The organism is Rothia sp. P6271 (assembly GCF_048512995.1).
Lineage (GTDB): Bacteria > Actinomycetota > Actinomycetes > Actinomycetales > Micrococcaceae > Rothia.
Genome location: NZ_JBLXXV010000001.1, coordinates 374681 through 401342, shown reverse-complemented (window position 1 = coordinate 401342; position 26662 = coordinate 374681). Strand labels below are relative to the sequence as shown.

General features: G+C 47.3%; 24 protein-coding genes, 1 tRNA gene and 1 riboswitch. Of the genes, 16 read left to right on the top strand and 9 right to left on the bottom strand.

Annotated elements, in window-relative coordinates:
* The first annotated feature begins 17 nt into the window (after positions 1 to 17).
* Positions 18 to 1097, top strand: a complete 1080-nt coding sequence (locus ACN08X_RS01830) for an isochorismate synthase (protein ID WP_419107729.1) — start codon at positions 18 to 20, stop codon at positions 1095 to 1097.
* Between the two features lie 16 nt (positions 1098 to 1113).
* Here the strand turns inward: ACN08X_RS01830 and ACN08X_RS01825 are convergent, their stop codons facing one another.
* Entirely contained in the window at positions 1114 to 1938 is an 825-nt protein-coding gene (locus ACN08X_RS01825) for a 4'-phosphopantetheinyl transferase family protein (RefSeq protein ID WP_419107728.1), read from the bottom strand.
* Positions 1939 to 2048: 110 nt separating this feature from the next.
* Between ACN08X_RS01825 and ACN08X_RS01820 the strand changes: the two genes are divergently transcribed.
* Complete coding sequence (locus ACN08X_RS01820) at positions 2049 to 2978, top strand: RNase H family protein (RefSeq protein WP_419107727.1); 930 nt, start codon at positions 2049 to 2051, stop codon at positions 2976 to 2978.
* 93 nt (positions 2979 to 3071) lie between these two features.
* Here the strand turns inward: ACN08X_RS01820 and ACN08X_RS01815 are convergent, their stop codons facing one another.
* The 4 genes from ACN08X_RS01815 to ACN08X_RS01800 form a co-directional block, all read right to left on the bottom strand.
* Entirely contained in the window at positions 3072 to 3362 is a 291-nt protein-coding gene (locus ACN08X_RS01815; RefSeq protein ID WP_419101015.1) for a WXG100 family type VII secretion target, read from the bottom strand.
* 163 nt (positions 3363 to 3525) lie between these two features.
* On the bottom strand, positions 3526 to 5001 hold the full coding sequence (locus ACN08X_RS01810) for an ATP-binding protein (RefSeq protein WP_419107726.1): 1476 nt from the start codon (positions 4999 to 5001) through the stop codon (positions 3526 to 3528).
* 12 nt (positions 5002 to 5013) lie between these two features.
* Entirely contained in the window at positions 5014 to 5718 is a 705-nt protein-coding gene (locus ACN08X_RS01805) for a response regulator transcription factor (RefSeq protein ID WP_419105701.1), read from the bottom strand.
* Positions 5719 to 5785: 67 nt separating this feature from the next.
* A complete protein-coding gene (locus ACN08X_RS01800) occupies positions 5786 to 6040 on the bottom strand; it encodes a hypothetical protein (RefSeq protein ID WP_419107725.1) in 255 nt (84 codons plus the stop codon).
* A gap of 61 nt (positions 6041 to 6101) precedes the next feature.
* Between ACN08X_RS01800 and ACN08X_RS01795 the strand changes: the two genes are divergently transcribed.
* Positions 6102 to 6641 carry a DUF3027 domain-containing protein gene (locus ACN08X_RS01795; RefSeq protein WP_419107724.1) on the top strand — a complete coding sequence of 180 codons (540 nt, stop codon included), beginning with the start codon at positions 6102 to 6104 and terminating at the stop codon, positions 6639 to 6641.
* A gap of 163 nt (positions 6642 to 6804) precedes the next feature.
* The gene (locus ACN08X_RS01790) at positions 6805 to 8088 is read left to right on the top strand and encodes an MFS transporter (protein ID WP_419107781.1); all 1284 of its coding nucleotides are present in this window, start codon (positions 6805 to 6807) and stop codon (positions 8086 to 8088) included.
* 117 nt (positions 8089 to 8205) lie between these two features.
* On the opposite strand, the gene serC is transcribed toward ACN08X_RS01790, so the two are convergent.
* Positions 8206 to 9306, bottom strand: coding sequence for a phosphoserine transaminase (gene serC / locus ACN08X_RS01785; protein WP_419107780.1), 1101 nt, complete (start codon positions 9304 to 9306; stop codon positions 8206 to 8208).
* Positions 9307 to 9649: 343 nt separating this feature from the next.
* Between serC and ACN08X_RS01780 the strand changes: the two genes are divergently transcribed.
* The 10 genes from ACN08X_RS01780 to ACN08X_RS01735 all read left to right on the top strand — a co-directional run bounded on the left by ACN08X_RS01780 (position 9650) and on the right by ACN08X_RS01735 (position 20750).
* Entirely contained in the window at positions 9650 to 10342 is a 693-nt protein-coding gene (locus ACN08X_RS01780; RefSeq protein WP_419107723.1) for an iron dependent repressor, metal binding and dimerization domain protein, read from the top strand.
* A 569-nt stretch (positions 10343 to 10911) separates the two neighbouring features.
* A riboswitch (cyclic di-AMP (ydaO/yuaA leader) is annotated at positions 10912 to 11069 on the top strand.
* A 3-nt stretch (positions 11070 to 11072) separates the two neighbouring features.
* Positions 11073 to 11786, top strand: a complete 714-nt coding sequence (locus ACN08X_RS01775) for a C40 family peptidase (RefSeq protein ID WP_419107722.1) — start codon at positions 11073 to 11075, stop codon at positions 11784 to 11786.
* 207 nt (positions 11787 to 11993) lie between these two features.
* Positions 11994 to 12218, top strand: a complete 225-nt coding sequence (locus ACN08X_RS01770; protein WP_419101009.1) for a hypothetical protein — start codon at positions 11994 to 11996, stop codon at positions 12216 to 12218.
* A gap of 60 nt (positions 12219 to 12278) precedes the next feature.
* Positions 12279 to 12351: transfer RNA gene (locus ACN08X_RS01765), tRNA-Arg, on the top strand.
* A gap of 154 nt (positions 12352 to 12505) precedes the next feature.
* The gene (pcrA, locus tag ACN08X_RS01760; protein WP_419107721.1) at positions 12506 to 15088 is read left to right on the top strand and encodes a DNA helicase PcrA; all 2583 of its coding nucleotides are present in this window, start codon (positions 12506 to 12508) and stop codon (positions 15086 to 15088) included.
* A gap of 113 nt (positions 15089 to 15201) precedes the next feature.
* Positions 15202 to 15819 (top strand): hypothetical protein, encoded by a 618-nt coding sequence (locus ACN08X_RS01755; protein WP_419101007.1) that lies wholly within the window; start codon positions 15202 to 15204, stop codon positions 15817 to 15819.
* A gap of 203 nt (positions 15820 to 16022) precedes the next feature.
* Complete coding sequence (sucC, locus tag ACN08X_RS01750; RefSeq protein ID WP_419101006.1) at positions 16023 to 17207, top strand: ADP-forming succinate--CoA ligase subunit beta; 1185 nt, start codon at positions 16023 to 16025, stop codon at positions 17205 to 17207.
* 14 nt (positions 17208 to 17221) lie between these two features.
* A complete protein-coding gene (gene sucD / locus ACN08X_RS01745) occupies positions 17222 to 18139 on the top strand; it encodes a succinate--CoA ligase subunit alpha (protein ID WP_419101005.1) in 918 nt (305 codons plus the stop codon).
* A 282-nt stretch (positions 18140 to 18421) separates the two neighbouring features.
* Positions 18422 to 19690 carry a dicarboxylate/amino acid:cation symporter gene (locus ACN08X_RS01740; RefSeq protein ID WP_419101004.1) on the top strand — a complete coding sequence of 423 codons (1269 nt, stop codon included), beginning with the start codon at positions 18422 to 18424 and terminating at the stop codon, positions 19688 to 19690.
* Between the two features lie 127 nt (positions 19691 to 19817).
* Positions 19818 to 20750 carry a DUF389 domain-containing protein gene (locus tag ACN08X_RS01735; RefSeq protein ID WP_419107720.1) on the top strand — a complete coding sequence of 311 codons (933 nt, stop codon included), beginning with the start codon at positions 19818 to 19820 and terminating at the stop codon, positions 20748 to 20750.
* Between the two features lie 26 nt (positions 20751 to 20776).
* On the opposite strand, the gene ACN08X_RS01730 is transcribed toward ACN08X_RS01735, so the two are convergent.
* From ACN08X_RS01730 to ACN08X_RS01720, 3 genes are all read right to left on the bottom strand, one after another.
* On the bottom strand, positions 20777 to 21880 hold the full coding sequence (locus tag ACN08X_RS01730; RefSeq protein ID WP_419105693.1) for a VIT1/CCC1 transporter family protein: 1104 nt from the start codon (positions 21878 to 21880) through the stop codon (positions 20777 to 20779).
* A gap of 96 nt (positions 21881 to 21976) precedes the next feature.
* Entirely contained in the window at positions 21977 to 22480 is a 504-nt protein-coding gene (locus ACN08X_RS01725; protein WP_419101001.1) for a Dps family protein, read from the bottom strand.
* A gap of 114 nt (positions 22481 to 22594) precedes the next feature.
* The gene (locus ACN08X_RS01720; RefSeq protein ID WP_419107719.1) at positions 22595 to 23260 is read right to left on the bottom strand and encodes an HAD family hydrolase; all 666 of its coding nucleotides are present in this window, start codon (positions 23258 to 23260) and stop codon (positions 22595 to 22597) included.
* A gap of 346 nt (positions 23261 to 23606) precedes the next feature.
* On the opposite strand from ACN08X_RS01720, the gene ACN08X_RS01715 reads away from it, so the two are divergent.
* Positions 23607 to 23912 carry a hypothetical protein gene (locus ACN08X_RS01715; protein ID WP_419100999.1) on the top strand — a complete coding sequence of 102 codons (306 nt, stop codon included), beginning with the start codon at positions 23607 to 23609 and terminating at the stop codon, positions 23910 to 23912.
* A gap of 153 nt (positions 23913 to 24065) precedes the next feature.
* On the top strand, positions 24066 to 26654 hold the full coding sequence (clpB, locus tag ACN08X_RS01710) for an ATP-dependent chaperone ClpB (RefSeq protein ID WP_419107718.1): 2589 nt from the start codon (positions 24066 to 24068) through the stop codon (positions 26652 to 26654).
* Positions 26655 to 26662 lie beyond the last annotated feature (8 nt).

The window sequence follows — 26662 nt, the reverse complement described above, 5'->3', positions numbered from 1 at the left end:
AAAGAACACCATAGCCTATGCCCACGAACGAGTACCCTGCCTTCCAATTTACCTATGGAAACACCTGCCTCAGAGCACTCGGGGAGTTAGAACCAGTTAACGAAAAAGACGCACTCAAACGCGCCCAAGAACGCGGAACTGGTGTTATCGGAGTCATCCCATTCGACCCTCAAGAACCTGCACTTCTATACGTTCCTGAAAGCATCGAGCGAACACCTGCCCCCATTGTGCAAGAACAAAAGTGCCCTGCACCAACTCGTATTGAAGGTATCGATAACCCCGAATACCGCCAGAACGTTGGACGTGCTGTCGAAAAAATGAATAACGGAGAACTCGATAAAGTTGTGCTTTCTCGCCTCCTTCACGTCTATTATAAAGAAGAACGCCCAACGTTAGAGAACATCTACCATAATCTATGGGCACAACAACCACGCGCCTATGTTTTTTCGATGAAACTATCAGATGATAGCTATCTGATGGGTGCCTCACCAGAACTTGTCTTCGGAGTTGAAGACGGTGTTTTCACGACTTTCCCCTTAGCCGGAAGCTCCCCGCGCACAGCACCTATTGGCAGTACTGAAGACGCGCAAATCGGTGAAGAACTAATGCGCTCACCTAAAGACCGTGCCGAGCATGCTACGGTCGTTGACGATATTAAAAGATGTCTGTCTTCGCTCACACAAGAACTTCATGTTCCTGCGACGCCACAGCTTATTAACACGCCGCAACTATGGCATCTGGCGACAAGAATTACGGGGCGTCTTAAAGATGGTATGAGCTCTTTAGACGGCGCTCGCGCTATCCACCCCACTCCCGCAATTTGTGGGTATCCAACAAGTACAGCACGCGAAGTAATTCGCGAGTTAGAAAGCTTCGAGAGAGGTTTCTTTGGGGGACTTGTTGGTTGGATGGACCCCTCTGGAGACGGACAATGGGCGCTCGTTTTGCGTTGTGCTCAGGTTGAGGCTGAGCACATCACCTTATTTGCTGGGGCTGGACTCGTCAAAGCCTCAACACCAGATAGTGAACACCGTGAGACAGGAACTAAACTCGGCTCTTTTGGTCAAGCGCTAAATATTAACACGGTATCTTCGTAGATTAATGTGTCTGAGGCTATACCGTTTTGAGACGTTGCGTAGATAGTGGGATGCTCTGCTTGATGTCATAAGGCTTGGTAACGGGGTGGGCTTTGATGGTGCGGTTTTGGTTTGTTGCTACTGCTATCACAAACTCACCTTGTACAAACCACTGTACGTAAAACTGTTGTTGATACCCTTCAATGTTGAGGGTTCCGCTTGCACGGTATCCAGAAATCTCGACGAGGTTTTGTGGCGGGTTAAGAAGTTGCATATGCACTTTTTGGGGGCCTGCTACAAGTCCGTGTCCGGTGGCTTTGAGTACGGCTTCTTTAGCTGTCCACAGTAGCAACCTTAGTAGTGCTTTATTTTCTTCTGGACATTCTGAGATAACCGTTTTTTCTTCTTCTGTAAGGGTGACTTTATCGTATCCGTCGAGAAGGTTTCCGCGCATTCTTTCAATATCGACGCCGAGTAGTTGGGCTTGTGGGTCTTGGCTATCTTCTGCAAAATATGCGCCAACGACCATTCCGTGGCTTCGTGACATATTGAAGTTAATACCAGAAATCCGCGGTTTTCCGTGTGTTGCTTTTTGGTCGCATAGCTGGCACGTTCTGTCGACGGTAATTTGTGAGGCATGAGTGGGGCGAATACCTAATGCACATGCTGCAATACATCGCATGAGGGTTTGTTGTGCTGCGTAGTTGAGTGCGTCTTCAGGGTTGCGGTATTGTGCTGCTTTAGTTTGTTCTGCGATACCAACATAGGATAACCATGTGATGCCGTGTCCTGAGCGAAGAATCGCTGAGGGCAACATGTATAGGTGAACAGATTGTCGGTCTGTTTGTGGGTATGCGCTCATACAGGCTATTCTAAATGTTTTTATGCTTTAAAGTGGTAGCACTAGAAACACATAAGAGCGGATAAGCTAGGGTGTGAAGAAGCTACGTCCTTGAGGAAGGTCTTGTCAACATGGCACAAGAGATTATTGCTGCAACAGATGGATCAGCATTAGTGAACCCTGGACCTGCTGGGTGGGCGTGGTACATTGACCACGATAACTGGTCAGCGGGCGGCTGGGAACACGCAACAAATAATCAGGGTGAGCTACGTGCTGTGCTAGAACTTTTTGAAGCGACTGCTCATCTTCCTGAACATAAACTCAAGGTTCTTTGTGACTCTCAGTACACCATTAACGCGGTGACTAAATGGTTGCCAGGGTGGAAGAAAAAAGGCTGGAAGAAAGCGGACGGTAAGCCCGTTCAAAATCAAGAGCTGATTCAGGCGCTCGACGAGGCAATGCAAGGACGAAATTACGAGTTCGTATGGGTTAAAGGGCACTCTGGGCAAGATATGAATGAAGCTGCAGACACCCGCGCTAGAGATGCTGCTTTGTCCTTCCAACAAGGAACACCGACTCCTAGCGGGCCGGGGTTTAACCTTGAAGTATCACCGGAGACGGACACAAAACATGTGCCACAAGAAACAAAGAATTCTTCTGTTGAAGACCACACGAAAAATCCCTCTACTGCAATGAACGTTGATGATGTTCTTGGACTAGTTAAGGGCTATGAACGTACTCTTTACCAGCCTGAACATTATGAGCAGGAACAATATTTAGAAAAAGTATTGGGGGAAGATTTTTGGTGGGTGACATATCAGGGGATACGCACACAACGTTCACTCGCCGTGGAATATCGTACACGTGCTTTTTATGCGCATGATGAACCAATCTTTATCAGCTGTGAGATGCTGGGGGATTCTGTGATTCGTCTTTTGTCTCGTGTAAAGACTCGCCATATGTCGGTTATGCGCACGAGCCTATGGGTTCAAGACACTACAGGTGATTTGGGGTGGGTTCTATCTTCACGACAAGATACTGCCTGCCCGCAAGAATCCTAAAAATTCTGGACGAGTCTATTTATACTCATTGAGGTGACAGAGAAGGCAGGAACACTAGCAGCTCTAAGTGGTAGTGTTCCTGCCTTTTGTGCTTTAGCCAAGGAACATTGCAGCGTTTGCTGATTCTGTATCAGCATAATTAATGCCTGCACGTGAAAGGGCTTCATTAATCTGTGCAATAGATTGTTCTACTTGTTGCTGTGTTGCTCGCCATTGGGCGAGGACGCCTTGGAAGTTGAGTGAAGCAGCGCCAGTCCACGATCCTTCTAAATCTTGTAAGGAACTGGTTAACCCATTAACTTCTGCAATGATTGAATCAATTTGTGCGCGTGCAGTAGCGCTTTTCTGACTAATCATTTCTGAATCAACGACAAATTGTGCCATGACATCTCCTAAAAATGTTCTATACATGAGGTAGAAGAACGATTCTTCTACCCTTTACATTAGGGAGAGATCCATGAGTTAAGTAGATTTTTCAAAAAACTGTGGATAGCCAGATGCTACTAACGCAACGATAGCTAATTATCCACAGAAGAAGATGGAAAGTTTATGTTTCACGCGAAACGTCGTCTCCGATATAACTGGGAAAACATAGTCTGAAAGTTGCCCCTCCACCACGAGTTTCTAGTACCTCAACATTTCCTTCATGCTGAGCAACAATACCGGCAACAATAGCTAACCCGAGCCCAGTGCCCCCCGTTTCACGAGTACGTGAAGTATCGGCACGATAGAACCGTTCAAAAACTCTTTGACGATCTTCGCCATGAATACCAGGGCCATGATCTCGAACCTCAATCTGAGAGAACTGCTGAGCATCATCAGACTGGACCGTTCCCACGGCTATCTCAAGAGGGGAGCCTTTGGGCGTATATCGAATAGCGTTAGTCATCAAATTTGCAATGACCTGTCGCAACCGAGAGTCATCCCCATATACATAAGCGCTTTCAGGAGCAGCATGTTCTGTAAGACCAACAACTTGAACTGTTCTATCCGGAGAGGTCGCAAAAGCATCATGGGAGGCATCTTGGGCTAAATCAAGAAGATCAATAATGCGGTTTTCTAGCTCTCGACGCTCATCAATACGAGCCAAAGTGAGCAAATCTTCAATTAACTGCCCCATTCGTTTTGACTCTGCTTCGATACGGCTCATCGCATTAGCTACAGCTTCTTCACTTTGGAGAGCACCTTGACGATACAGCTCAGAATATCCACGAATAGAAACAAGAGGCGTTCGCAACTCGTGAGAAGCATCCCCCACAAAACGACGCATCTTGACTTCAGAATTTTTCTGCACCTCAAAGGCTTTTTCAATATGGCTCAACATGGTGTTGAGAGACGCCGAAAGATGACCAATCTCGGTATACGGATTATATTTTTCCATACGCTGCGAAAGATCACCGGCAGCGATACGTGCAGCTGTTTTTTCAACTCGTGCTAACGGCTCAAATGCTCTTGTAACCATGACCCAGCTCATTGCAACAGACGCAAAAAGAGTCGCTACACCAAAAGTCAACGTAAGAACAGCTACGAGTGCCACCACAGCATGAGTCTGCCGTAAAGGAGTCGCAATAATGACAGAATAATCAAGATCCCCATAATCAATGGGGAGAATTCTCCATTCAGCTTTACCATTAACAGATTTAACGGTAATTCCTTTATGAGAGAATCGGTTGACCTTCTCGTGCGTCCATCCAGACAAATCTGGTGTTGAGCTTTGAATAGACGAAGCACCCACCAAAGAGGAGAGAACCGTTCCCTGATTATCTAAAAGATACGCTTGATACCGAAGAAGAGAACTCGTACTCGGTTGATGAGGGCCTTCTGTGAGATAACTTGTGAGAGTCTGAGCATTTGAACTCATCTCTTCATCAAGCTGCTCAATCATTTGTCCTCGCAGAGCAGATATCGCGACCAACGACGTTACTGAAATTGCTAGGGCTAAGAGCAAACTGGTTAAAAGAACCAACTGGGTGCGCAAAGAGAGCGCGCCCAGTTGTCCGATTTTTTGACGAATCCTAGTCACAATAACTCACGTCTATTTTGCGGTGCGTAACAGGTATCCAACACCGCGTTTAGTATGAATCATTGGTGCTTGATCTGGAACATTATCAATCTTCCGGCGTAGGTAAGAAATATAAGATTCTACGATAGAAGCGTCCCCATTGAAGTCATACTCCCAAACGTGGTCAAGAATCTGAGCCTTGGATAGTACACGGTTAGGGTTGAGCATCAGATAACGCAATAGCTTGAACTCAGTAGGGGAGAGGTCAATCTCTCGGTCTCCTCTGAATACTTCGTGTGCATCATCATCAAGGATGAGATCTCCGACGCGTAGACGGGAGTCGTCTGCTTCTCCCTGATGTGTTCGACGTAAGACAGCACGGATGCGTGCAACGACTTCATCAAGGCTAAAGGGTTTGGTGACGTAGTCATCTCCGCCCACTGTTAGACCAGCGACTTTATCCTCAGTGGAATCTTTCGCGGTGAGGAAGAGAACAGGGAATAGTCTTCCAGCTGCACGGAGTTTACGGGTGACGGTGAATCCATCAAGGTCGGGCATCATTACATCAAGTACTGCTAAATCTGGGTTTTCGCTTTCTGCTTTTTCAAGCGCTTCACGACCATTAGACGCAGTAACAACCTCAAAGCCGGCGAACCGTAACGAGGTTGCGAGTAATTCAAGGATATTTGGTTCATCGTCTACAACGAGTAATTTTGCTTCAGGTTGATTTGTATTCACGATACTTATTCTCACTCTTGAAGCTGGGAGTCTGCTGGAAGACAGATATATATAAGCTGACTCTTTACTATGATTTTGAGTCTGCTCTTTGCCTTCTCCTCCGCACCATCGCTACCACAAGAGAACACACCAAACTCAAAAACCCCACCGGCAATAACACCATCGCACCCCACGTCAAAAAATGAGGCGCATGGCCGTAAAACCACATCAACAACAACATCGCCACCCCACTGACCACTCCAAGAACAGTGCATAAAGCACCACAAAAACTCAAGAAAGAAACAGCTAATGAATCCGATAGTGAAGAAGAACTCTCAGTCATATACATACCGTATCAATCAAACACCCAGCAAAGTTTCTCATTTCACGCTTTAATAGAAGGTATGTCCCAACAGATAAAGAATGATATAGCCCCCACGGAGACCTCAATATCAGAGGACCGTAGCTTTGCCCTATCTGAACACCCTCACGATAATAGGAATGCACAAACTCCTACAGCTGCCCAGAACGCAGAACCAACATTAGGTGCACCGACCAAACGGCGTCGAACTAGCAAAGTCGATACTGTTCTTGCTCAAGCAAAAGATATTGCCCTCGCCGGAATCCAAGAGATTACCTCTGCAGAAAATATCGGGATTGTTCATCATCTACGCGGAGAGGAAGAACGACTTACCACACACCTCTTTGAATGTACGATGTCCGGATACAGAGGTTGGTTCTGGTTTGCGACGCTTTCTCGAACACCACGCTCTAAAATTGCTACCGTCTGCGAAGTAGGACTTATCCCTGGAGATGATGCACTTCTTGCTCCAGCATGGGTACCTTGGTCTGAACGCATGAGCGCCATCGAAGAAGAAAACACAGAAACAACCGACACTGAAGAGATAGCATCCCACTCCGAAGACACAAACGACGACGAGTAACGACACATACACCTAAGGACTGATTTCTACGAGTAAGAGAATTTCACGCGCCGAAACCCTCCCGCAGGAGAAAACCTCCTCATCTCCTGCAACAACGCTCACAACTGAACGTAACGGGCCTGAACCGGTACACGGCAAATCTCCTACTTTCCGTTCCTTATGGATTTTTAACTACCGCCTATGGTTTATTGGAGCATTCCTTTCCAACATTGGGACGTGGATGCAACATACTGCCCAAGACTGGCTGATTTTTAACGAACTCTCTCATAACGATTCCACTCGACTCGGAATCGTTATGTCTTTACAATTTGGCCCTCAACTCTTCTTAGCACCTTATGCCGGAGTCCTTGCAGATAGATTAGATCGCCGAAAACTGCTCTATATGACACAAAGCGCAATGGGCGTTCTCTCCCTAATACTAGGATTCTTAGTGATGAGCGGGCATATCCAAATTTGGCATGTCTACGCATTAGCTTTAGCTGCTGGAATCATCGTCTCTCTCGAAGTTCCTGCTCGCCAAACCTTTGTCTCCGAACTTGTTCACGATAACGACTTGCCTAACGCTGTAGCACTAAACTCCACATCCTTTAACTCTGCACGTCTTATCGGCCCAGCATGTGCAGGTATTCTTGTTGTTCTTTTGGGTACGGGGCCAGTATTTTTCATTAACGCTGCAACATTCCTCATCATGCTTGCTGCAATCTTCTTGATTCGAACTCGAGAGCTTCGCCCCACTCCTCGGGCAGATTGTTCGAATGGGCGTATCCGTGATGGTGTTGCCTACGTCAGAAAACGCCCCGATATTTTGGCAGTGATGGTAGCTGTTTTTCTGGTGGGAACCTTCGGTCTTAACTCCGCAATGAACATCGCGGCAATGGCAACAACCGAGTTCGATAAAGGTGCTGGAGAATTTGGCTTTCTCAACTCAACTATGGCTGTTGGTTCTGTCATTGGAACTCTTCTTGCTGCACGGAGAGAACGCCCTCGCCTCCGTTTTATTTTTGGGGCTTCAGCAGCCTTTGGCGTGTCTGCCTTATGTGCTGCTCTTTCCCCCAACTTGCTGTTCTTTTCCATAACACTCATACCAATGGGACTTTGTGCGTTGACGATTATCACTTCAGCGAACGCATATGTTCAGGTTACTACTGAACCACATATGCGAGGACGCGTGATGAGTTTATACGTTGCAGTTTTCTTAGGCGGCACACCTATCGGTGCACCTCTTGTTGGGCTAGTCAACGACCACTGGGGTGCACGTTGGGGCCTTGGCATTGCTGCGTTATCAGGTGTTCTGGCCGGTTGTATCGGGCTGTTATGGTACTACCGTTCTGAAAAACTTAAACTTGTTTTTGACCGCTCTCGAAAAACGAAGTTTGTTTTCAAACGCGTGGACGAAGAACCTCTCGATCCCGTGACAACAGCCCTAGAAATCCAACAGCCACGATAATTATCGATGCTTTCCCCTCTAAATTCTTGGGGCGCTGTCTGAACATCAGACAGCGCCCCAAGAACACCTATATCAAGGTTCAAAATACCTCTTTAAGAACTCCTACATCATGAACGGTTATGCACTCTTTTGAGCAACAATATAATCAATGCATTCTAAGAGCGCTGAAACATCCTCTGGTTCAATTGCCGCGAAGGTCGCAATACGTAGCTGGTTTCGCCCAAGTTTGCGGTATGGTTCGGTATCAACAATCCCATTGCTACGAAGAGCCTGAGCAACATATGAAGCATCAACTTGCTCTGAAAAATCGATAGTGCAAATCACTTGAGAGCGTTCTGCGGGGTTCTGCACAAAAGGTTCTGCAAAGGAAGACTCTTCCGCCCACTGGTAGACCCTCTGGGCAGAATCAGCGGTTCGTCCACTTGCAAAGGACAAGCCACCGTTGTCATTAATCCAGCGAATCTGCTCAGCTAACATCACCAAAGTCGTTAATGCAGGGGTGTTATAGGTCTGGTTTTTTCGAGAGTTCTCAATTGCGGTCACAAGATTCAAAGAATCCGGTATCCAACGTCCAGATTGGGCGATAGTATATGCGCGCTCAATAGCTGCAGGGGAGAAAAAAGCTACCCATAAACCACCATCGGAGGCAAAGTTTTTTTGTGGAGAGAAGTAATAAACATCTGTTTGCGACAAATCAACATCGATGCCACCAGCAGCACTTGTTGCGTCAATAACGACTAAGGCATCTGTATCAATACCTTCAGGGCGAAGAACAGGGGCTACGACTCCAGTAGACGTTTCGTTATGAGGCCATGCGTAAACATCAACGCCTTGTTCCGCTTGAGCAGATGGACAACTACCAGCAGGCACCTCAATAATGGAGGATTCTTCTAGAAAAGGAGCTTTTTGTGTTGCCTGAGCAAATTTAGAGCCAAATTCTCCAAAGCTTAGATGCTGAGCCTTATTCTTCACTAACCCAAAAGTTGCTGCATCCCAAAAAGCCGTTGCTCCACCGTTGCCGAGTACAACCTCGTAGCCTTCTGGAGCATTGAACATGTGAGATAATCCTTGCTGAATTTCTTCAACAAGATGTTTAACTGGTGCTTGCCGGTGTGATGTTCCTAGAAGAGGAAGATCAGCTGCACGGGTGAGAGCAGAAATCTGTTCGCGACGTACTTTTGACGGGCCTGCCCCGAAACGTCCGTCTTGAGGAAGCATGTTAACTGGGATAGAAGGAAACTGTGTCACTGATTCTCCAAATCATGGTGAACTCACCGTATAAGTGCTAATACCGGTTTTAACGTCCGGTTATGTTCTATTGTGCCTTGCTTGAAGAAAAGAGAGTGTTTCATTCTCTGAAAAGGAATAATATTTCCTGAGGTATTGAGTGTTACTTTCTATGGCAGATTTACTTTCTGTTGAATTTCGTAAAATCTTATAGATTTGTCATATTTATCAAGGGTTATATCCCCTGTTCGCCCTACAATGGTAAGTGCATATATACTCAAGTTAAAGGGTTATTTGCTCACTGGTTTGGCGCCAGAGAAGGGAGTTAGGACGTATGACTGACCTAATCGATACAACCGAGATGTATCTACGGACTATTCTGGAATTAGAAGAAGAGGGCATCGTCCCTATGCGTGCTCGTATTGCAGAGCGTCTAGAACATTCTGGCCCAACCGTTTCTCAGACAGTTGCCCGTATTGAGAAGCATGGTCTTGTCGAGGTTTCTTCCGACCGTTCTTTGAAGTTAACGGAGCAAGGCCGTAAAAAAGCTGTAGAGGTGATGCGTAAGCATCGTCTTGCAGAGCGTTTGTTAGCCGATATTATCGGCTTAGATATTGCGTATATCCATGAGGAAGCTTGCCGTTGGGAGCACGTCATGAGTGAGCGTGTTGAACGTCGCTTAGTTGAGCTCTTAAACAATCCAAAGTTCTCTCCGTATGGAAACGCTATTCCCGGCCTTGAAGAGCTGGGGGCAAAGAGTGAAAATAACGATGAGCGTACTGTCTCTATGAGTATTGCTGCTAAGGATTCTCGTGTAGAGGATCGTTTTACTATTTCTCGTTTTCCAGAGTTTATTCAAACTGACGTTGAATTGATGAGTTGTCTAGGGGATGCAGGCATTATTTATGGTGCTACCGTTTCTATTGCATCTGCGCCACAAGGGGCTGTTATTGTCCGTGCTGATGGTGAGGAACAGGAAGTGACACTTTCTGCGGATGTTGCTGAAGCGATTATCGTCAAGCGTTAGATAGTCTTCTCACAAGAGGGGTTGACTGTTTTTCCTGATAGGTAGATATCAGGCCTTGGTCGCAAGACTAATAGAGAGATTCTTAGTTTATTGAGGTGGCGTACCTGTATTTAGGGGTACGTCACCTCATTTTTTGGTGGGTTGTTGTGATCTTGCTGTTGGTTGATGGGCTGTTGAGTCTCTATTTTATAGGAGATGGTATTGCATTGAGAGCGACCTGTTGAGCTGAAAAGTCACGAAAAGGACACGGGTGTGAGCCATACCTCGTATATTTTTTTAATCATTTCGTGACCTTCTTTATGTTGGTTTTCGTGTGTTTTGAGCATTAAAGATCCCTGTATTTTTGCAAGAAATAAGGGTTTTAAAGGTTATCGGTAAAAAATACAACATGGTCAATAGTGGTTTTAATGCGTTTCTGAGGGGTCACTGTGTGAGACAAAAACACGTTTTCGTAACCAAAACGTGACATTTGAGTTGAAGATGTAGTAGTGTTTTCAACGTGCCAATCACTGGTCGGAGAGGCACCCTCAGAACAGATCGCCTAGTTCTGCCACTGTTCACACTGAGGTAACGAAAACATCATGACATGCTTGGCAGAAGCGGGGGACCCATCCTTTTGGGTTCTTAGATGAAGAGCCCTAGGGGTGAAGTTACTGGAATACCAGTAACCGAGTGAACCTTCTACTCGAACCCGACAGCTTACCTCGTGAGGCAATGGAGGAAAATAAACATGGCTAACACTGCACGCCACATGGCACCAAAGAAGTCTAACATCGCACGCAACGCAGGTATCGCTGTTGTTGCTGGTGCCGCTCTTGCAGGCTCTATTGCACCTGCTAACGCATTCGGTGTAGCAAACACCGTTGCTCCTGTTGACTACTCAGCAACCCTTACTACTTACACCACTCCTGAAGTTTCTTACGAGAACATCACCACTTGGGGTGCTACCGTTGAAAGCACTCCTGCACCAGCTGTAGAAGCTGCACCTGCACCAGCTCCTGTTGCGGCACCTGCACCAGCTCCTGTTGCGGCACCTGCACCAGCTCCTGCGCCTCGTCTCGCTGTTCAGTCTTCTACTACTAACGTTGCAGGCGTACGCGCTCAGGTTCTTGCTTCTGCATACGATGGAATCGGTGGCGCATACATCTGGGGTGGACGCTCCTACAAAGCTTGGGACTGCTCCGGCTTCGTATCTAACGTTTACGCACGCGCAGGCATCAACTTGACCCCTTACACCTACGCAATGGTTGGTCAGCTTGTTCCTACCGCTTACCCACAGCCAGGTGACATCGTCTTCACTAACGGATTCGCACACGTCGGTATCTACGTCGGTAACGGTCAGATGATTTCCGCTCTCAACCCATCTCAGGGTACTCAGCTTACCGCTGTTGACGGTGGCGGACTCATGCCTGTATCCGGTTACTACACCTACGCAGGTCTCTAAAAACTTACAACCCATGCTAGTGAGGGGAATACCCATAGTGCTCCCCTCACTAGATGGATAATATGAGTTCACCTCTGGTCATCTACTGGGTGAACGATTCATAACTTTTCCTGATCTAGGAAATCTCACCGAATATTTTATTCGGGTGATGCGACCCTCGTACGACCAGCAGGGGTCGCATTTCTATATCCACGCTAAGATAGGACTATGTCTACTCAGTTTGAAAGCCCCAGCAACGGTTCTGACCAAGAATTTACCTACATGGCAGTTGGTATGATTTCCGGAGGAGTACCCGGCGTCCTCATCGGTCTACTCATGGCACTGAGCCTCGGTAACGCCGCAATGTGGGTTTCTATTACAGGTGGTATTGGTATTATCATCGGATTGGTCGTTGCTCAGATGATTTTTCGTAAGAAGAAAAAGAACCTGTAGTTCACCTAAGAATTTATTGGTATAGTGTGTCCCTTAGCAGGAATAATTAAATAAAGTTTGGCCCTCGTAGCTCAGGGGATAGAGCACCGCTCTCCTAAAGCGGGTGTCGATGGTTCGAATCCATTCGAGGGCACAAAGAACTTCTCTACGGATGAAGTATTGGCACACCATGTGCGTGAATGAGCTCAGCTCAAGGTGATTTATTGAACCTTTAACGGATATTCGCAACATCATAAGAATCCACCTATTTTCATCGAACACGTGTACGAGATAGACTTGTTCACACGATGGAATACTTATTTGATGATGAGAGCCTAACTCCTGGCACGAAGAAACACACCAAAAAATATGCTGCCCCAGCTCCACACCTAGAGGAGCCTGCCATCTTTACATACGAAGAACCCATCTTCGAAGAACCACTATGGGAACCGACTGAAGAACCTACTCCTAACCTTGACGTACCTCAAGATATTGCAGAGTTAGATTTCCTGCCACCGTCCTACCAAAGTGGTGGATACGGGGTCGAGACCTCCCACCGTGCCCCAGCCTCAGAACATCACCAAGCCGGTGACCTACTAGAAGGGCTGAACGATCAACAGCATCAAGCCGTTATCCATCAAGGGAAACCGCTGCTGATCGTTGCCGGTGCTGGCTCAGGAAAAACTCGTGTCTTGACTCATCGCATTGCCTACTTGCTGGCAACGGGCCGAGCCTATGAAAGCGAAATTCTTGCGATCACCTTCACCAACAAAGCCGCCGCCGAAATGCGTGAGAGAATTATCGAACTCGTCGGAGAATCTGCACGCCGTATGTGGATTTCTACATTCCACAGCTTCTGTGTGCGAGTCTTACGTAAAGAAGCATCCCACCTAGATATGAAGACGACGTTCTCTATCTATGATTCTGCAGACTCTCTAAGACTCATCACCACTTTAGCTAAAAACTATGCAATAGATACTCAAAAAATAGCGCCTAAAGCGATTGCCTCACGGATTAGTCAGCTAAAAAATGAGCTCATCACAGCATACGATTTTCAAGCCACCATGAATCCAGCAAATCCCTTTGACCGTGCAGTTTCACAAGTCTATAACGGGTACACACAGCGACTCCAAGCAGCTCACGCCCTAGACTTCGACGACCTCATCGCAAAGACCGTGCATCTTCTACGAAAAGTTCCAGAGGTCGCTCAATACTATCGAACACGTTTCAAACATATTTTGGTGGACGAGTACCAAGACACAAACCACGCACAATACGCCCTCGTGAGAGAACTCGTCGGCAAAAACGAAGCAGAACTCACGGTCGTCGGTGACTCTGATCAGTCTATCTACGCGTTTCGTGGAGCCGATATTCGCAATATTATCGATTTCGAACAAGACTATCCCTCCGCTCGAACCATCATGCTTGAACAGAACTACCGTTCAACACAGAATATTCTCTCGGCAGCTAACGCGGTCATCGAAAAAAACAAAGACCGACGCCCCAAAAAACTTTGGACAGCCTCTGGAGAAGGCGAAAAAATTGTTGGATATGTTGCCGAAAATGAGCATGGTGAAGGGCGATATATTGCAGCTGAGATTGATCGTCTTTACGCATCACACGGGATACGCCCCGGAGATGTCGCAATTTTCTACCGAACCAATGCGCAATCTCGTATCTTAGAAGAAGCCCTGATGAGGGAAGGCCTGCCCTATCGAGTTGTCGGCGGTACACGCTTCTACGAACGCAAAGAAATTAAAGACGTTCTAAGCTACCTAAGAATTATGGTCAACGCTGATGACGATGTGAATACTCGCCGTATTCTCAACGTGCCTAAACGTGGTATCGGCGCAAAGAGTGAAGGGCTTGTGGCTGACTACGCACTCCGTCAAAATTGCTCCTTCATGCAAGCTCTCACCCAATGCTCAGAAATATCAGGACTCGGTGCAGCTGCACAGAAAAAAATTGCCTCTTTTGTACAACTCATCCAAGATCTCTCAACGCTTGTTCAATCCTCCTCTCCAGCAAACTGCTTAGAAGCTGTACTAGAACAAAGCGGATACTTACAATCACTACGAGAATCCCAAGACATCCAAGACGAGTCTCGTATAGAGAACCTTTCCGCGTTAGTTGAAGCAGTCCAAGACTTTGAACATGACCACCCCGAAGCGTCTTTGGCTGACTTCCTCGAACACGTTGCACTCGTAGCAGACGCCGACCAGATACCGGCTGCCCCAGAAAACACAGACGAACAGACGGTAAGCGCTCAGAAAATTGCTGAAGAAGTGGCACAAGCACGAGCGCAAGGGGTTATTACGTTGATGACCTTGCATACGGCTAAAGGCCTAGAATTCCCAGTGGTGTTCCTGACTGGAATGGAATACGGAATCTTTCCACACCAGCGAGCAATGACCGATGAAGGAGAAATGAGCGAAGAACGCCGACTTGCCTATGTTGGTCTGACAAGAGCTCGCAAAAAACTCTATATTACGCGGGCTCAGAGCCGTTCACTCTGGGGCCAAAGCCAGATGAACCCTCCCTCTCCATTTATTGAAGAGATTCCTGAAGAACTTATTGAATGGGCTCGAAAAGGCTTCACCACTGTATCTACTACTTCTTCGCACGGCCGTACTGAAGCTCTTGGAACAGGACTCCACAAAAGCTCGGGTGCGGGGCTTCGTGAAGCAGCTCGTCGCGTCAACGTCTCTCGTGTTCAACCAAATAAAGAGATTCTTCAACTAACAGTTGGAGAAGAGGTTTTGCACCAAAGCTTTGGACCAGGAAAAGTTATAGCGCTAGAAGGAAGCGGAGATAAAACCGTTGCAAAAGTGCGTTTTGGTTCAGAAGAAAAACGCCTCCTCTTGCGCTATGCACCGTTAAAGAAACTTTAGGTAATTATTAGCTGTGTGCATAATCTTCGGCGCGATTGTTGGTTTGACGATACGCCGTGAAGAATACCGATAAAATAGGGGTGAGTTTTCACCGTCATTGTGGAGGATTACTGATGCCTGAACGAGATACTGTGCCTTCTGTTGCTTCTGAATTCACCGAAGCAATGAATGCTGTAAGTGATACGAGCGTGCAGGTTCGAGAAATTTCGTCGTTGACATTGGTACGTATTCAAGTTGCACCAGACTCTGTCGCTGCGGCACGCATGTCTCAGGTGCTTGGCATTGACTTTCCTCGTCATCGCGGTGAAGTTACGGGGGATTCTCAAGCACGAGAGATTCTGTATGGTACGCGTCAAATTGTGGCGGCTCTGTGGGTTCATGAGGATACCTTCCTCATCGCTACTCACGTAGACCCCATAAAATTGGGGCGTGCTCTAGATCGTGCCCTCGGCTCAGAACCGGGGCTTGTTCTTGATGTCTCTGCAAATAGGACTGTTATCGAGCTATCTGGTGAAGAAGCTCCTGAAGTGCTTGCCCGCTGTGTCACTTTTGAAGATGACGCTACACCAGAACTATTTGATATTGGTATGGGGTGGCGTTGTAACGTGGGCGAAGCTGAACTCATGTTGTGGCGTATCGACCGTTTTGAATATCTGATGGTTCCACGTTCTTCTACAACAGCACCATTCTTAGTGACGTTACTTGACACTATTGAAAAAGTTAAGAATTGATTATCTACTAGTCAAAGCCAAGGTTTTAAGAAGAAAATAGGGGTTCTTGTTGCATAGACCTGCATCTATTCCTCCTTTGAGCTAAAGTGTCTTGAAGAAGATATTGTGCTCTACCTCTCTTTAGTGGGGTAGAAACAATATCCAAGAAGAAAGGACGCTGGCATGCATCACTGCCAGCACTACTTCAACGAAGAAGGAATCTAGTGGATCTGTTTGAATACCAGGCACGCGACATGTTTGAAAAGCACGGAGTGCCCGTGCTTGAAGGCATCGTCGCGACAACACCTGAAGAAGCAAAAGCAGCAGCCGAAAAAATTGGCGGAGTAACCGTCGTCAAAGCACAGGTAAAAGTTGGCGGGCGCGGCAAAGCCGGTGGCGTCAAAGTCGCAAAAACCCCAGAAGAAGCATACACCCACGCCCAAAACATCCTCGGGATGGATATTAAAGGTCACCGCGTTGAACGCGTCATGATTGCGCAAGGGGCACAAATCGCAGAAGAATACTATTTCTCTCTTCTCCTTGACCGAGCTAATAGAACATACCTCGCGATGTGCTCCGTTGAAGGCGGTATGGAAATTGAGCAGCTAGCAAAAGAACGCCCCGAGGCGCTTGCTAAAGTTGAGGTCAACCCCACAACTGGTCTCGACTTAGACACCGCACACAACATTGTTAAAACTGCTGGATTCTCCCAAGAGCTACAAACCCCTGTCGCAGAAGTGTTGACTCAACTTGGCGCTGTCTTTGAAAAAGAAGATGCAACTCTCGTTGAAGTAAACCCGCTGGTAAGAACCGAGGATGGAAAAATTCTAGCTCTCGACGGAAAAGTTTCTCTCGACGATAACGCAGAGTTCCGCCAACCAGAACACCAAGGGTTAGCCGACAAAACCGCAGAAAATCCCCTTGAAGCAGAAGCTAAAAAACACGACCTCAACTACGTTAAACTCGACGGCGAAGTCGGCGTTATTGGTAATGGTGCTGGTCTTGTGATGTCGACTTTGGACGTAGTGGCATATGCTGGCGAACAATACGGAAATGTCAAACCTGCAAACTTCTTAGACATCGGTGGCGGTGCATCAGCTGAAGTAATGGCAGCCGGACTAGATATCATTCTCGGTGATGAACAAGTTTCATCCGTCTTCGTCAACGTCTTTGGTGGTATCACCTCCTGTGACGCTGTGGCTGAGGGCATTGTACGTGCTTTGGAGATTCTTGGCGATTCTGCGACTAAGCCTTTAGTAGTACGCCTTGATGGAAATAACGTTGAAGCAGGACGACGTATCCTCGCAGAAGCTAATCACCCTCTTGTGCATCAAGAAGAAACAATGGACTCCGGCGCAGCTCGTGCCGCAGAACTTGCCTACGCATCATCTCAAACACAGAATTCTTAGAAGGTACATAAGACATGTCTATCTTTTTGAACAAAGACTCAAAAGTCATCGTTCAGGGTATCACCGGCGCTGAAGGGTCGAAACATACCGCTCGTATGCTTGCTGCTGGTACTCATATTGTCGGTGGCGTTAACGCCCGCAAAGCAGGAAGCACCGTTTCGCATCAGAATGCACAGGGCGAAAATATTGAACTAACAGTATTCGGCACTGTTGCTGAAGCTATGGAAAAAACGGGCGCAGACGTATCCGTAATTTTTGTTCCTCCAGCTTTTTCTAAAGACGCAGTCATTGAAGCTATTGACGCAAAAATGCCGTTAGTCGTGGTCATTACTGAAGGTATTCCGGTGCAGGATGCCGCAGAATTCTGGGCACATGCGAAGAACTCTGTTGATGAAAACGGCAAGATGGTGACTCGAATCATTGGACCAAACTGCCCCGGTATTATCACCCCTGAAGAATCTTTGGTGGGTATTACTCCCGCGAATATCACCGGAAAAGGAAAAATCGGTCTTGTATCAAAGTCCGGTACTTTGACATACCAGATGATGTTTGAGCTACGTGATATCGGGTTCACAACCTGTATCGGTATTGGCGGTGACCCTATCATTGGTACAACACATATCGATGCGTTAGAAGCCTTTGAAGCTGACCCTGAGACTGAAGCAATCGTGATGATTGGTGAAATTGGTGGTGACGCTGAAGAACGCGCTGCAGAGTTCATCAAAGAACATGTCACAAAACCTGTCGTAGGTTATGTTGCAGGTTTCACCGCTCCAGAAGGTAAAACAATGGGCCATGCTGGGGCTATTGTTTCTGGTTCTTCTGGAACGGCGCAAGCTAAGAAAGAAGCTCTTGAGGCCGCAGGCGTCAAAGTGGGTAAAACCCCGTCTGAGGCTGCTCAGCTGATGCGTGAGATTTTTGCTCAGTCATAAAAATGGTAAGAGTCTTAGGGGAAGTAGAAATATCCCTATAGAATTTCACTTCCCGTCTTGAACCAAAACCCCTAGCGTATATTCATCGATAAGGTGTGTGTGCTCTAGGGGTTTTGTGATGTGGAGGGATCGTGGGGAGGGATGAAGATGACGGAGATTTTACGCGGTGTACCCCATAATTTTCGTTAGTTGAACCACAGAACTGGTGAATATGCAGTGTGTTGTCTGGAAGCTGTACGAACTAGTGGGAAGATTTTGGAGACAATACTCGTCTTAAACTGAATGAAGCTTATGTCTCTGCTCAAAAAATATGGAATCTTACCTTGGGTTATTCTTGCAATAGTCTTTGGTCTGATTTTTGGCCAATTACTTCCTGAAGAAATCTCTCGGATTTTTTATACGTATAACGATATTTTTTCTCAATTCTTATCGTTCTCTATTCCTCTGATTATTATTGGACTTGTTGTTCCTGCTATCGGTGATTTGGGTCGAGGCGCAGGAAAATGGCTAGGTTTAACCGCTGCCTTGGCATACTCTTCTACTTTGTTTGCCGGTTTCTTGACGGTTGTTGTTGCTTTGCTGGCGTATCCCAAACTTATCGACACCTCCACCTTTAACAACGTTACTGCTACTGAAGAAACGCTATCTGCGGCCTCTGGTTACTTCACTATTCAGATGGCCCCACCGTTTGGCGTCATGACGGCTCTCATCCTTGCGTTTGTTATTGGTATCGGGCTTTCTATTGTTCCTCGTGGAGTGTTGCGCCGTGGTTTTCTAGAATTTAGAGAAATTATTAACGCTCTGATTATGCGCGTTATTATTCCACTTTTGCCATTACATATTTTTGGTATTTTCTTGAATTTGAGTGCTTCTGGAGAAGCTGCTCAAGTCATCTCAACCTTGGCCGTTGTTGTTGTGCTGGTACTTCTTCTTGAAGTTGTTATTTTAGGTACTCAATACGGTATTGCAGGAGCTATCTCTGGTAAAAACCCCTTAACCGCTGTGTGGACGATGAAAGACGCTTATTTGACAGCGCTAGGTACGTCTTCTTCTGCGGCGACGATTCCGGTTACGCTTCGTCAGACGCTTAAAAACGGTGTTCGTCATCCTATTGCAAACTTCGTTATTCCGTTGTGCGCCACAATTCACCTCGCTGGTTCTACTTCAAAGATTACAGCTTTTGCTATTGCTATTGCTTTCACTCAGCATATTGATGTGACTACGGGCCAGTGGATTGGTTTTGTGTGCATGCTCGGTATTGTGATGGTTGCAGCACCGGGTGTGCCCGGTGGCGCTATTATGGCAGCTGTTGGCATTTTGCAGTCTATGCTTGGTTTCAACGATCAACAGGTTGCTTTGATGATTGCAACGTATATTGCTCTTGATTCTTTTGGAACAGCAACTAACGTGACTGGTGATGGCGCTATTGCGCTGATTATGAACCGTATTCTTGGTTCAAAGCTTGATGAGCGTGAATCCCGCGTTGCTCCTAACCAAGAGTATGTTCCGTTTGATCCGGATGCATATATTGAGGAAGTCAAACACGACTAGTTCTTTTGTGAACATTATTGTGCGATAGCGTGAAACGCCCTTGTGCTTACCATATATTTTATATAGTGGGCACAGGGGCGTTGCGCTATCCGTAGAGAGATGCCTTCACGAAAAGTAGGTGGAATATATGGGAATCATGCAATTACGTGTTGATGTTTCTCCCCGTATGAGTACAGAAGTCTTTCGGCGGCTTCATGCGATTGCTGAGGTATCTCAGTTGAGGGTTCGTTCTGGAGCGGTTCAAGATGATTCTCAAGATGTGATTAAATGGTGTATTTCAGAAGAGGCTTTGGAGAACTGTTTAGAATTGCTTTCTGAATATTCGGATGTGCGTATTCAAGAGATTCGCCCTGTTGGCGTTCAGGATTCTTCGATGCTGACTCGGCGTGAACGTAATACTTTAATGTGGGCTAATCAGTTAGCACAAGCCCAGAATTCAAGTTTTTTTAGCCTCACCTATGGGGTATTTATTGTTGTTGCTGTGATTCTTGCTGCGATTGCTGTTTTGACAGATTCCGCTATTTTGGTGGTGGGTGCGATGGTTGTTGGCCCTGATTTTGCTCCGGTAGCTGCTTTGTGTACAGGGGTCGCTTTTAAGGAACGTTCTTTGATAGTGCGTAGTTTGTGCACTTTATGGGGTGGATATTTATTAGCAACTGTAGTGGTGACGTTGTTAGCGTGTATTACTCTTTATCTGGGGCTTTTTACACCATTGGATGTGTTAGGGGCACGGCCTCAGACCGGTTTTATTTGGCGTCCTAATATTTGGTCTTTTTTGGTTGCGGTTCTTGCTGGTGCAGTGGGTGTTTGGGCTTTAGACACCCACCAATCTAGTGCGCTTATTGGTGTCTTTATTTCGGTGACGACGATTCCAGCGGTGGGGAATCTTGCCCTAGGAATTGCTATTGGTTCTTCCGAAGAGGTGGTGGGCTCTGCTGCTCAACTGGTAATTAACGTTTTGGGAATGTGTGTTGCTGGAATTGTGATGCTTTTGATTCAGCGAGCATTATGGAGAGCTAATGTGCAGTCGCTCAAAGACTCTGGAGCGCTTAGCTCATAAGGTGGGTATCGTTTTGGTGGGGGTGATTAGGCGACTCCGGTGCCAAATAGTAGGCCTAATATGTAGGTGATGGTTGCAGCAGATAGTCCGATGGCGATTTGTCGTAGTCCTCTTTTGAGGGGGGAAGCGCCTGAGAGTAGTCCGACAATTCCTCCCGTAATACCTAAGGCTGTGGATACGAGAAGTAACGATAGGAAGACTGCGAATGTTCCGGATGCTCCGAAGACGTAGGGGAGTATGGGGATGAGCGCGCCAGAGGCGAAGAATGAGAAGGATGCTGCTGCCGCTCCAATATCTGTACCGAGGGCTGTGGTGTGCGATTCTGTTGATGGGGTATTGCTGTTTTCTTGGTAGGACAATGATGGGTCACAGTCGCAAGAGAATTGTCCGAAGCGTTCTTGTGCTCGGTGCGTTGCGGCTTCTTCGCTCATTCCTCGTGCTTTATAGATGAGTTTGAGCTCATTTTGGTTGATATCGAGTTGGTCTGCGACGCTGAGGGTGATTTGGGTGGGGTTTGAGGCATCGAGTAATTCTCGTTGAGATCTGACGGAGACGAATTCTCCTGCTGCCATGGATAGGGCTCCGGCTAGTAGTCCTGCAATGCCGGAGAGGAGAATAAATTCTGAGCTGGCTCCACTGGCTCCAATTCCCATGATGAGGGCGACGTTAGAGACGAGTCCGTCGTTAGCTCCAAAGACAGCTGCACGAAAATTACCTGATAGTTTTTCACGTCCGGCGGTAGATAATGCTCGGACTATTTCTTCATGTACAGCTTCATCTGCTGCCATGGCTTCGGTTGCGTGGGGGTCGTGGGCGTAGGGGGAGCGTTGTTCTGCACGTTGAGCTAGTGCGAGGACGAAGACGGTTCCGCAGTGTTTTGCTAAGAACTCGAGAATATACGCACTAATAGAGGGGCGTGGTGTGGGTTCTGCATGTGCTCCTAGGAGCTGTCTCCAATGGTTTTGGTGACGTTGTTCTGCGGTGGCGACTTCGTGGAGGATTTCAGCTTCGGCGCCTTGTGATCGTTGTGCTAAAGACGCGTAAATTTTTGCTTCAGATATTTCTTCAGCGAGGTATCGTCTCCAGCGTTTGATCTCTTGGGGTGTTGGTTCGTGCTGTTCTTGCTCCATGGTTTTTACCTTATAACGAGAGACCGGCTGTACACCATAAGTTTTTATGGTGTACAGCCGGTTGTTAGGTTTCTCTCTAGAGAGGTGCTTTAGACCTTAGACGAGGTTGCCTTCGCCGTCTTCGAGGTGTGCTCGTACGAACCACTGGAACTTTTCGAGTTCTGCGGTCTGAGAGATGAGCAAATCTTCGGTGACGGGGTCGATGTCTGCGACCTTTGCGATGGCTACGCGGTGGTCTTCAATGATGCGGGTGTATACCTCGTTGAGTGCGCGGAGGTGATCAAGCGCCTTAGCGCGGCCGAGGGGGTATTCTTCCCAGGTGCGCTGTTCGGTGAGGTCTCCGGCTAGTCCGTTAGGTGCTACTCCGAGAGTTGCCATGCGTTCTGCAATGTCATCTGCGTAGGTGCGTACGAGGGATACCTGTGGGTCAATCATTTCGTGAACACCGATGAAAGATGGTCCGACAACGTTCCAGTGAGCGTGCTTGAGTACGAGTTGGAGGTCGTTCATTGCGTGGAGGCGCATCTGGAGGAGTTCTCCGACCTGATGTCCTGAGTTCTCGGTGATTCCTGGTACGGTAAATGATGCAGTGTTTGCCATTGTTGTTGCCTTCCTGTGTATTTGTGATGTTCTGTGAAGTGTTGGGTAAATGTGGGATTTCCAACGCTTCGTTATTACGAATATATCAAGAATAGAAGGCCCTTGCAAGCTTTATTATGAATTACTCAAAATAAGGATGTCCTTAAGAGATAGGTTAGCATGGCTAACCTTAGTCGTCCCTTTGGTTTCAATAACATCTATCTCACCTGGGACAATAACAACTTTCATGCCTGCAGATAGTGCACTTTGAACACCTGAAGGAGAGTCTTCCACCGCCACGCAACGCTGAGGATTAACGCCGAGTTGCTTTGCGGCCTGCAGATAAGGCTCAGGGTGTGGCTTTGGGTTGGTAACTTGTTGATCACCAATAATTACTGAAAAAGTTTCGGGGGATAAGCTGGCAGTATGCTCTGCTACTTTAGTGATGGCATTGGTGACAATGCCGACGGGAATGTTCGCCTTGCGAAGTTCTTGAAGAACCTCTGGTATTCCAGGAATTAAAGAAATGGTATGAGTCTCTAAAATTGTTTCAGCCTGCTTCTGAAGCTCTGCTTTCATTTCTTGAAGCTCTAGAGGTACGCCGTTTTCTTGTAATCGAATCAAAGAAGCGTCAATAGATTTTCCTAAGCAATCGGCGGTATCTTGTGCCGTCCAAAAAGCGTGATGTTCTTGTGCTATTGCTTGCTTGGCTTGTTCCCAGATGGGTTCGGTGTCTACAAGTGTCCCATCGTGGTCAAAGAAAACAGCTTCGGGTGGTGTTAGATATTGTGTATCGCTCATACGTTTACTCTATCGGAGGTTGCCTTGAAGTGTGTTGCACCATGAGTTGTTCGTCTTTGAGGGCTGTGTGTTTTAAGATGGAATAGTGACTGCAACACCCTCCAATGAGAATACTTTGATAAGGCATCAGAGCGTTTTTGGGCGTCTCGTATATAGGCTGTCTGTGCCTGGTGCTTTCTTGAGCGCCTTATGGGTTAGTTTTGGGAGAATCCTTTTTGACGCACAAGGCGAACTGACGTGGATTTTTGCTATAAGTATCACCCCTAGTCTTTTGGTTATTCTGCTGTGCGGGTGTTATTGGGGTTATCGTGACGCTTGTAGGTATTCAAATGGGCGTTCCTTGCCTGTGTCTTTAGCTTATATGCATTGCCTTACGTGGTTTTGGGCTTTTACTTTTGGGGTGTTGTGTCCTGATCGGCGTGATGGGAAAACAATCTCTGCGCTCTCTCAAATATTTGGCGAACACTACGTTGGGCTGGCTGCTGGTTTTGGTAACACTGCTGGAATCCTGACTTTTGTGAGTGCCTTCGCAGTCTTTTTTCTTGCGCTGAATTATTGCCGGCATTCTGCGAAACTGAGTGCGGGTATTACCGAAGAAGATGAAGAGCGGATAGCTCGCGAGTCTAGCGACTATGAGTTTCTTGAATCATAGTCTTTTGTATCTGTAAATATTTTTAAAACGTTTTTTCTGGGAAGTATTGCATAAACTAAGTTGAGCGTTGTAGACTCAAGTTAGTTGAACCGGGTATCGTTAATGGACTGCTCGGACATCATAAAACAGCACACGACACAGAAAGGACACTATATGAACATGCAATTAACAAGCGCATCAGAAGAACTGCTCAACCAAGCAAATAGCTACGCTCAAACTCTCAAAAACCCATCAATAGAGCCAGAACATCTACTAAAAGCGATGCTAGATACTCGCCAGAGCCTCGCCGCAGCAACACTTAAAGTTGCAGGGGTAAACCTCGACGAACTATCTGAAAAAGTCTCCGCACAGATTAAAACTCTTCCTGCAACTTCTGGAGCAACAGTTGCAAAACCCCAAATAAGCCAAGACATTCTCCACGCACTAGAAAATGCCCAAACGCAAGCGCAAAAACTTGGAGATAGCTATATCTCTACAGAAATCATCTTGCTAGGAATCGCTCAGGGACAAAACGCCGCAGCCACACTCCTAAAAAATAACGGAGCTACAGCACAAACCATTGAAGGAATCATCCCCAACATACGAGGAGGTAAAAAAGTGGATACTCCAAACCCCGAAGGAACTTTTCAAGCCCTGGAAAAGTACGGAACAGACCTCACAGCCATAGCACGAAGCGGAAAACTCGACCCCGTCATCGGACGCGACAGCGAAATACGACGAGTCGTACAAGTACTCTCACGACGCACTAAAAATAACCCCGTACTCATCGGCGAACCTGGCGTCGGAAAAACCGCAGTCGTTGAAGGACTTGCACAACGCATGGTCTCAGGAGACGTCCCCGAATCTTTACGCGGAAAGACACTCATCTCCCTCGACCTAGGATCCATGGTCGCAGGAGCAAAATATCGTGGAGAATTTGAAGAACGACTCAAAGCAGTTCTTGACGAAATCAAAAACTCCCAAGGCCAAATCATCACTTTCATCGACGAAATACATACTGTCGTCGGCGCCGGAGCATCTGAAGGGTCCATGGACGCCGGAAACATGCTCAAACCTATGCTTGCTCGCGGAGAACTTCGACTCATCGGTGCAACCACCCTAGACGAGTACCGCCAGAACATCGAAAAAGACGCTGCCTTAGAACGCCGATTCCAGCAAGTATACGTAGGCGAACCCAGCGTCGAAGACACCATCGGTATCTTGCGTGGACTCAAAGAACGCTACGAAGCACACCACAAAGTAGCCATCGCAGACTCCGCACTCGTTGCCGCCGCAAACCTCTCGCAACGCTATATCCCATCACGCCAATTACCAGATAAGGCCATCGACCTCATCGACGAAGCCGCATCACGGTTACGTATGGAAATTGACTCAGCTCCAGAAGAGATTGACGCTTTACGCAGAGCCGTAGACCGTATGACCATGGAAGAACTTGCCCTCGCCAAAGAAAAAGACGAGGCCTCCAAAGAACGCCTCGAAGCGCTACGAGCTGATATGGCAGATAAGCAAGAAGAACTCCGCGAACTCAATATGCGCTGGGAAGCAGAGAAAGCCGGTCTGAACCGCGTCGGAGACATCAAAAATAGCATCGACGAGCTACGCTCCCGTGCCGAAGTCGCCCAACGTGAAGGAAACTTGGCCGAAGCATCACGCCTTCTTTACGGGGAAATTCCTGCCCTCGAAAAAGAACTAACTGATGCTCAACAAGCAGAAGACCGAGTCCGCGAAGAATCTATGATTTCAGAAGAAGTCACAGCAGAAGACATCGCCGAAGTCATCAGCGCATGGACAGGTATCCCCGCAGGGAAAATGCTCCAAGGCGAAAGCGAAAAACTACTCAACATGGAAAGCGAACTCGGCAAGCGCCTCATCGGACAACACCAAGCTGTTCAAGCTGTTGCTGACGCGGTACGCCGTTCACGTGCTGGTATTAGCGACCCTGACCGCCCCATCGGTTCATTCCTTTTCTTAGGCCCAACCGGTGTAGGTAAAACAGAGCTCGCCAAATCACTTGCACAATTCCAATTTGACGACGAACGCGCGCTGATTCGCATCGACATGTCTGAATACGCTGAAAAGCATGCCGTATCACGACTAGTCGGAGCTCCTCCCGGATACGTCGGATACGAAGAAGGCGGACAACTCACCGAAGCAGTACGCCGTCGCCCGTACTCTGTTGTACTCCTCGACGAGGTAGAGAAAGCCCATCCAGAAGTGTTTGACATCCTCCTTCAAGTTCTTGACGATGGACGTCTAACAGACGGACAAGGCCGCACCGTGGACTTCCGAAACGTTATCCTCATCTTGACCTCAAACTTGGGATCTCAATTCTTAATTGACTCAACGCAAAGTCAAGAAGACCGAAGCAAAGCTGTCATGAACGTCGTCAACGCTTCTTTCAAACCTGAGTTCCTCAACCGGTTGGATAACATCATCATGTTCGACCCACTGAGTGAAGAAGACCTCGGAAAAATTGTGCTACTACAAATACAATCAATGGCACACCGCCTAGAAGACAAGCGTATCAGCCTCGACGTGAGCGAAAACGCCATCCAATGGTTAGGCACCAACGGATACGACCCCGCCTACGGAGCCCGACCACTTCGCCGCCTCGTTCAAACAGAGCTCGGAAACCGCTTAGCTCAGGGCATACTTGCCGGCGATATCCACGAAGGAGACACCGTCCATGTGGATGTTACCGACCAAGAGCCAAAGACTCTGCACCTAGAATCCATCCGATAAAAACCTCT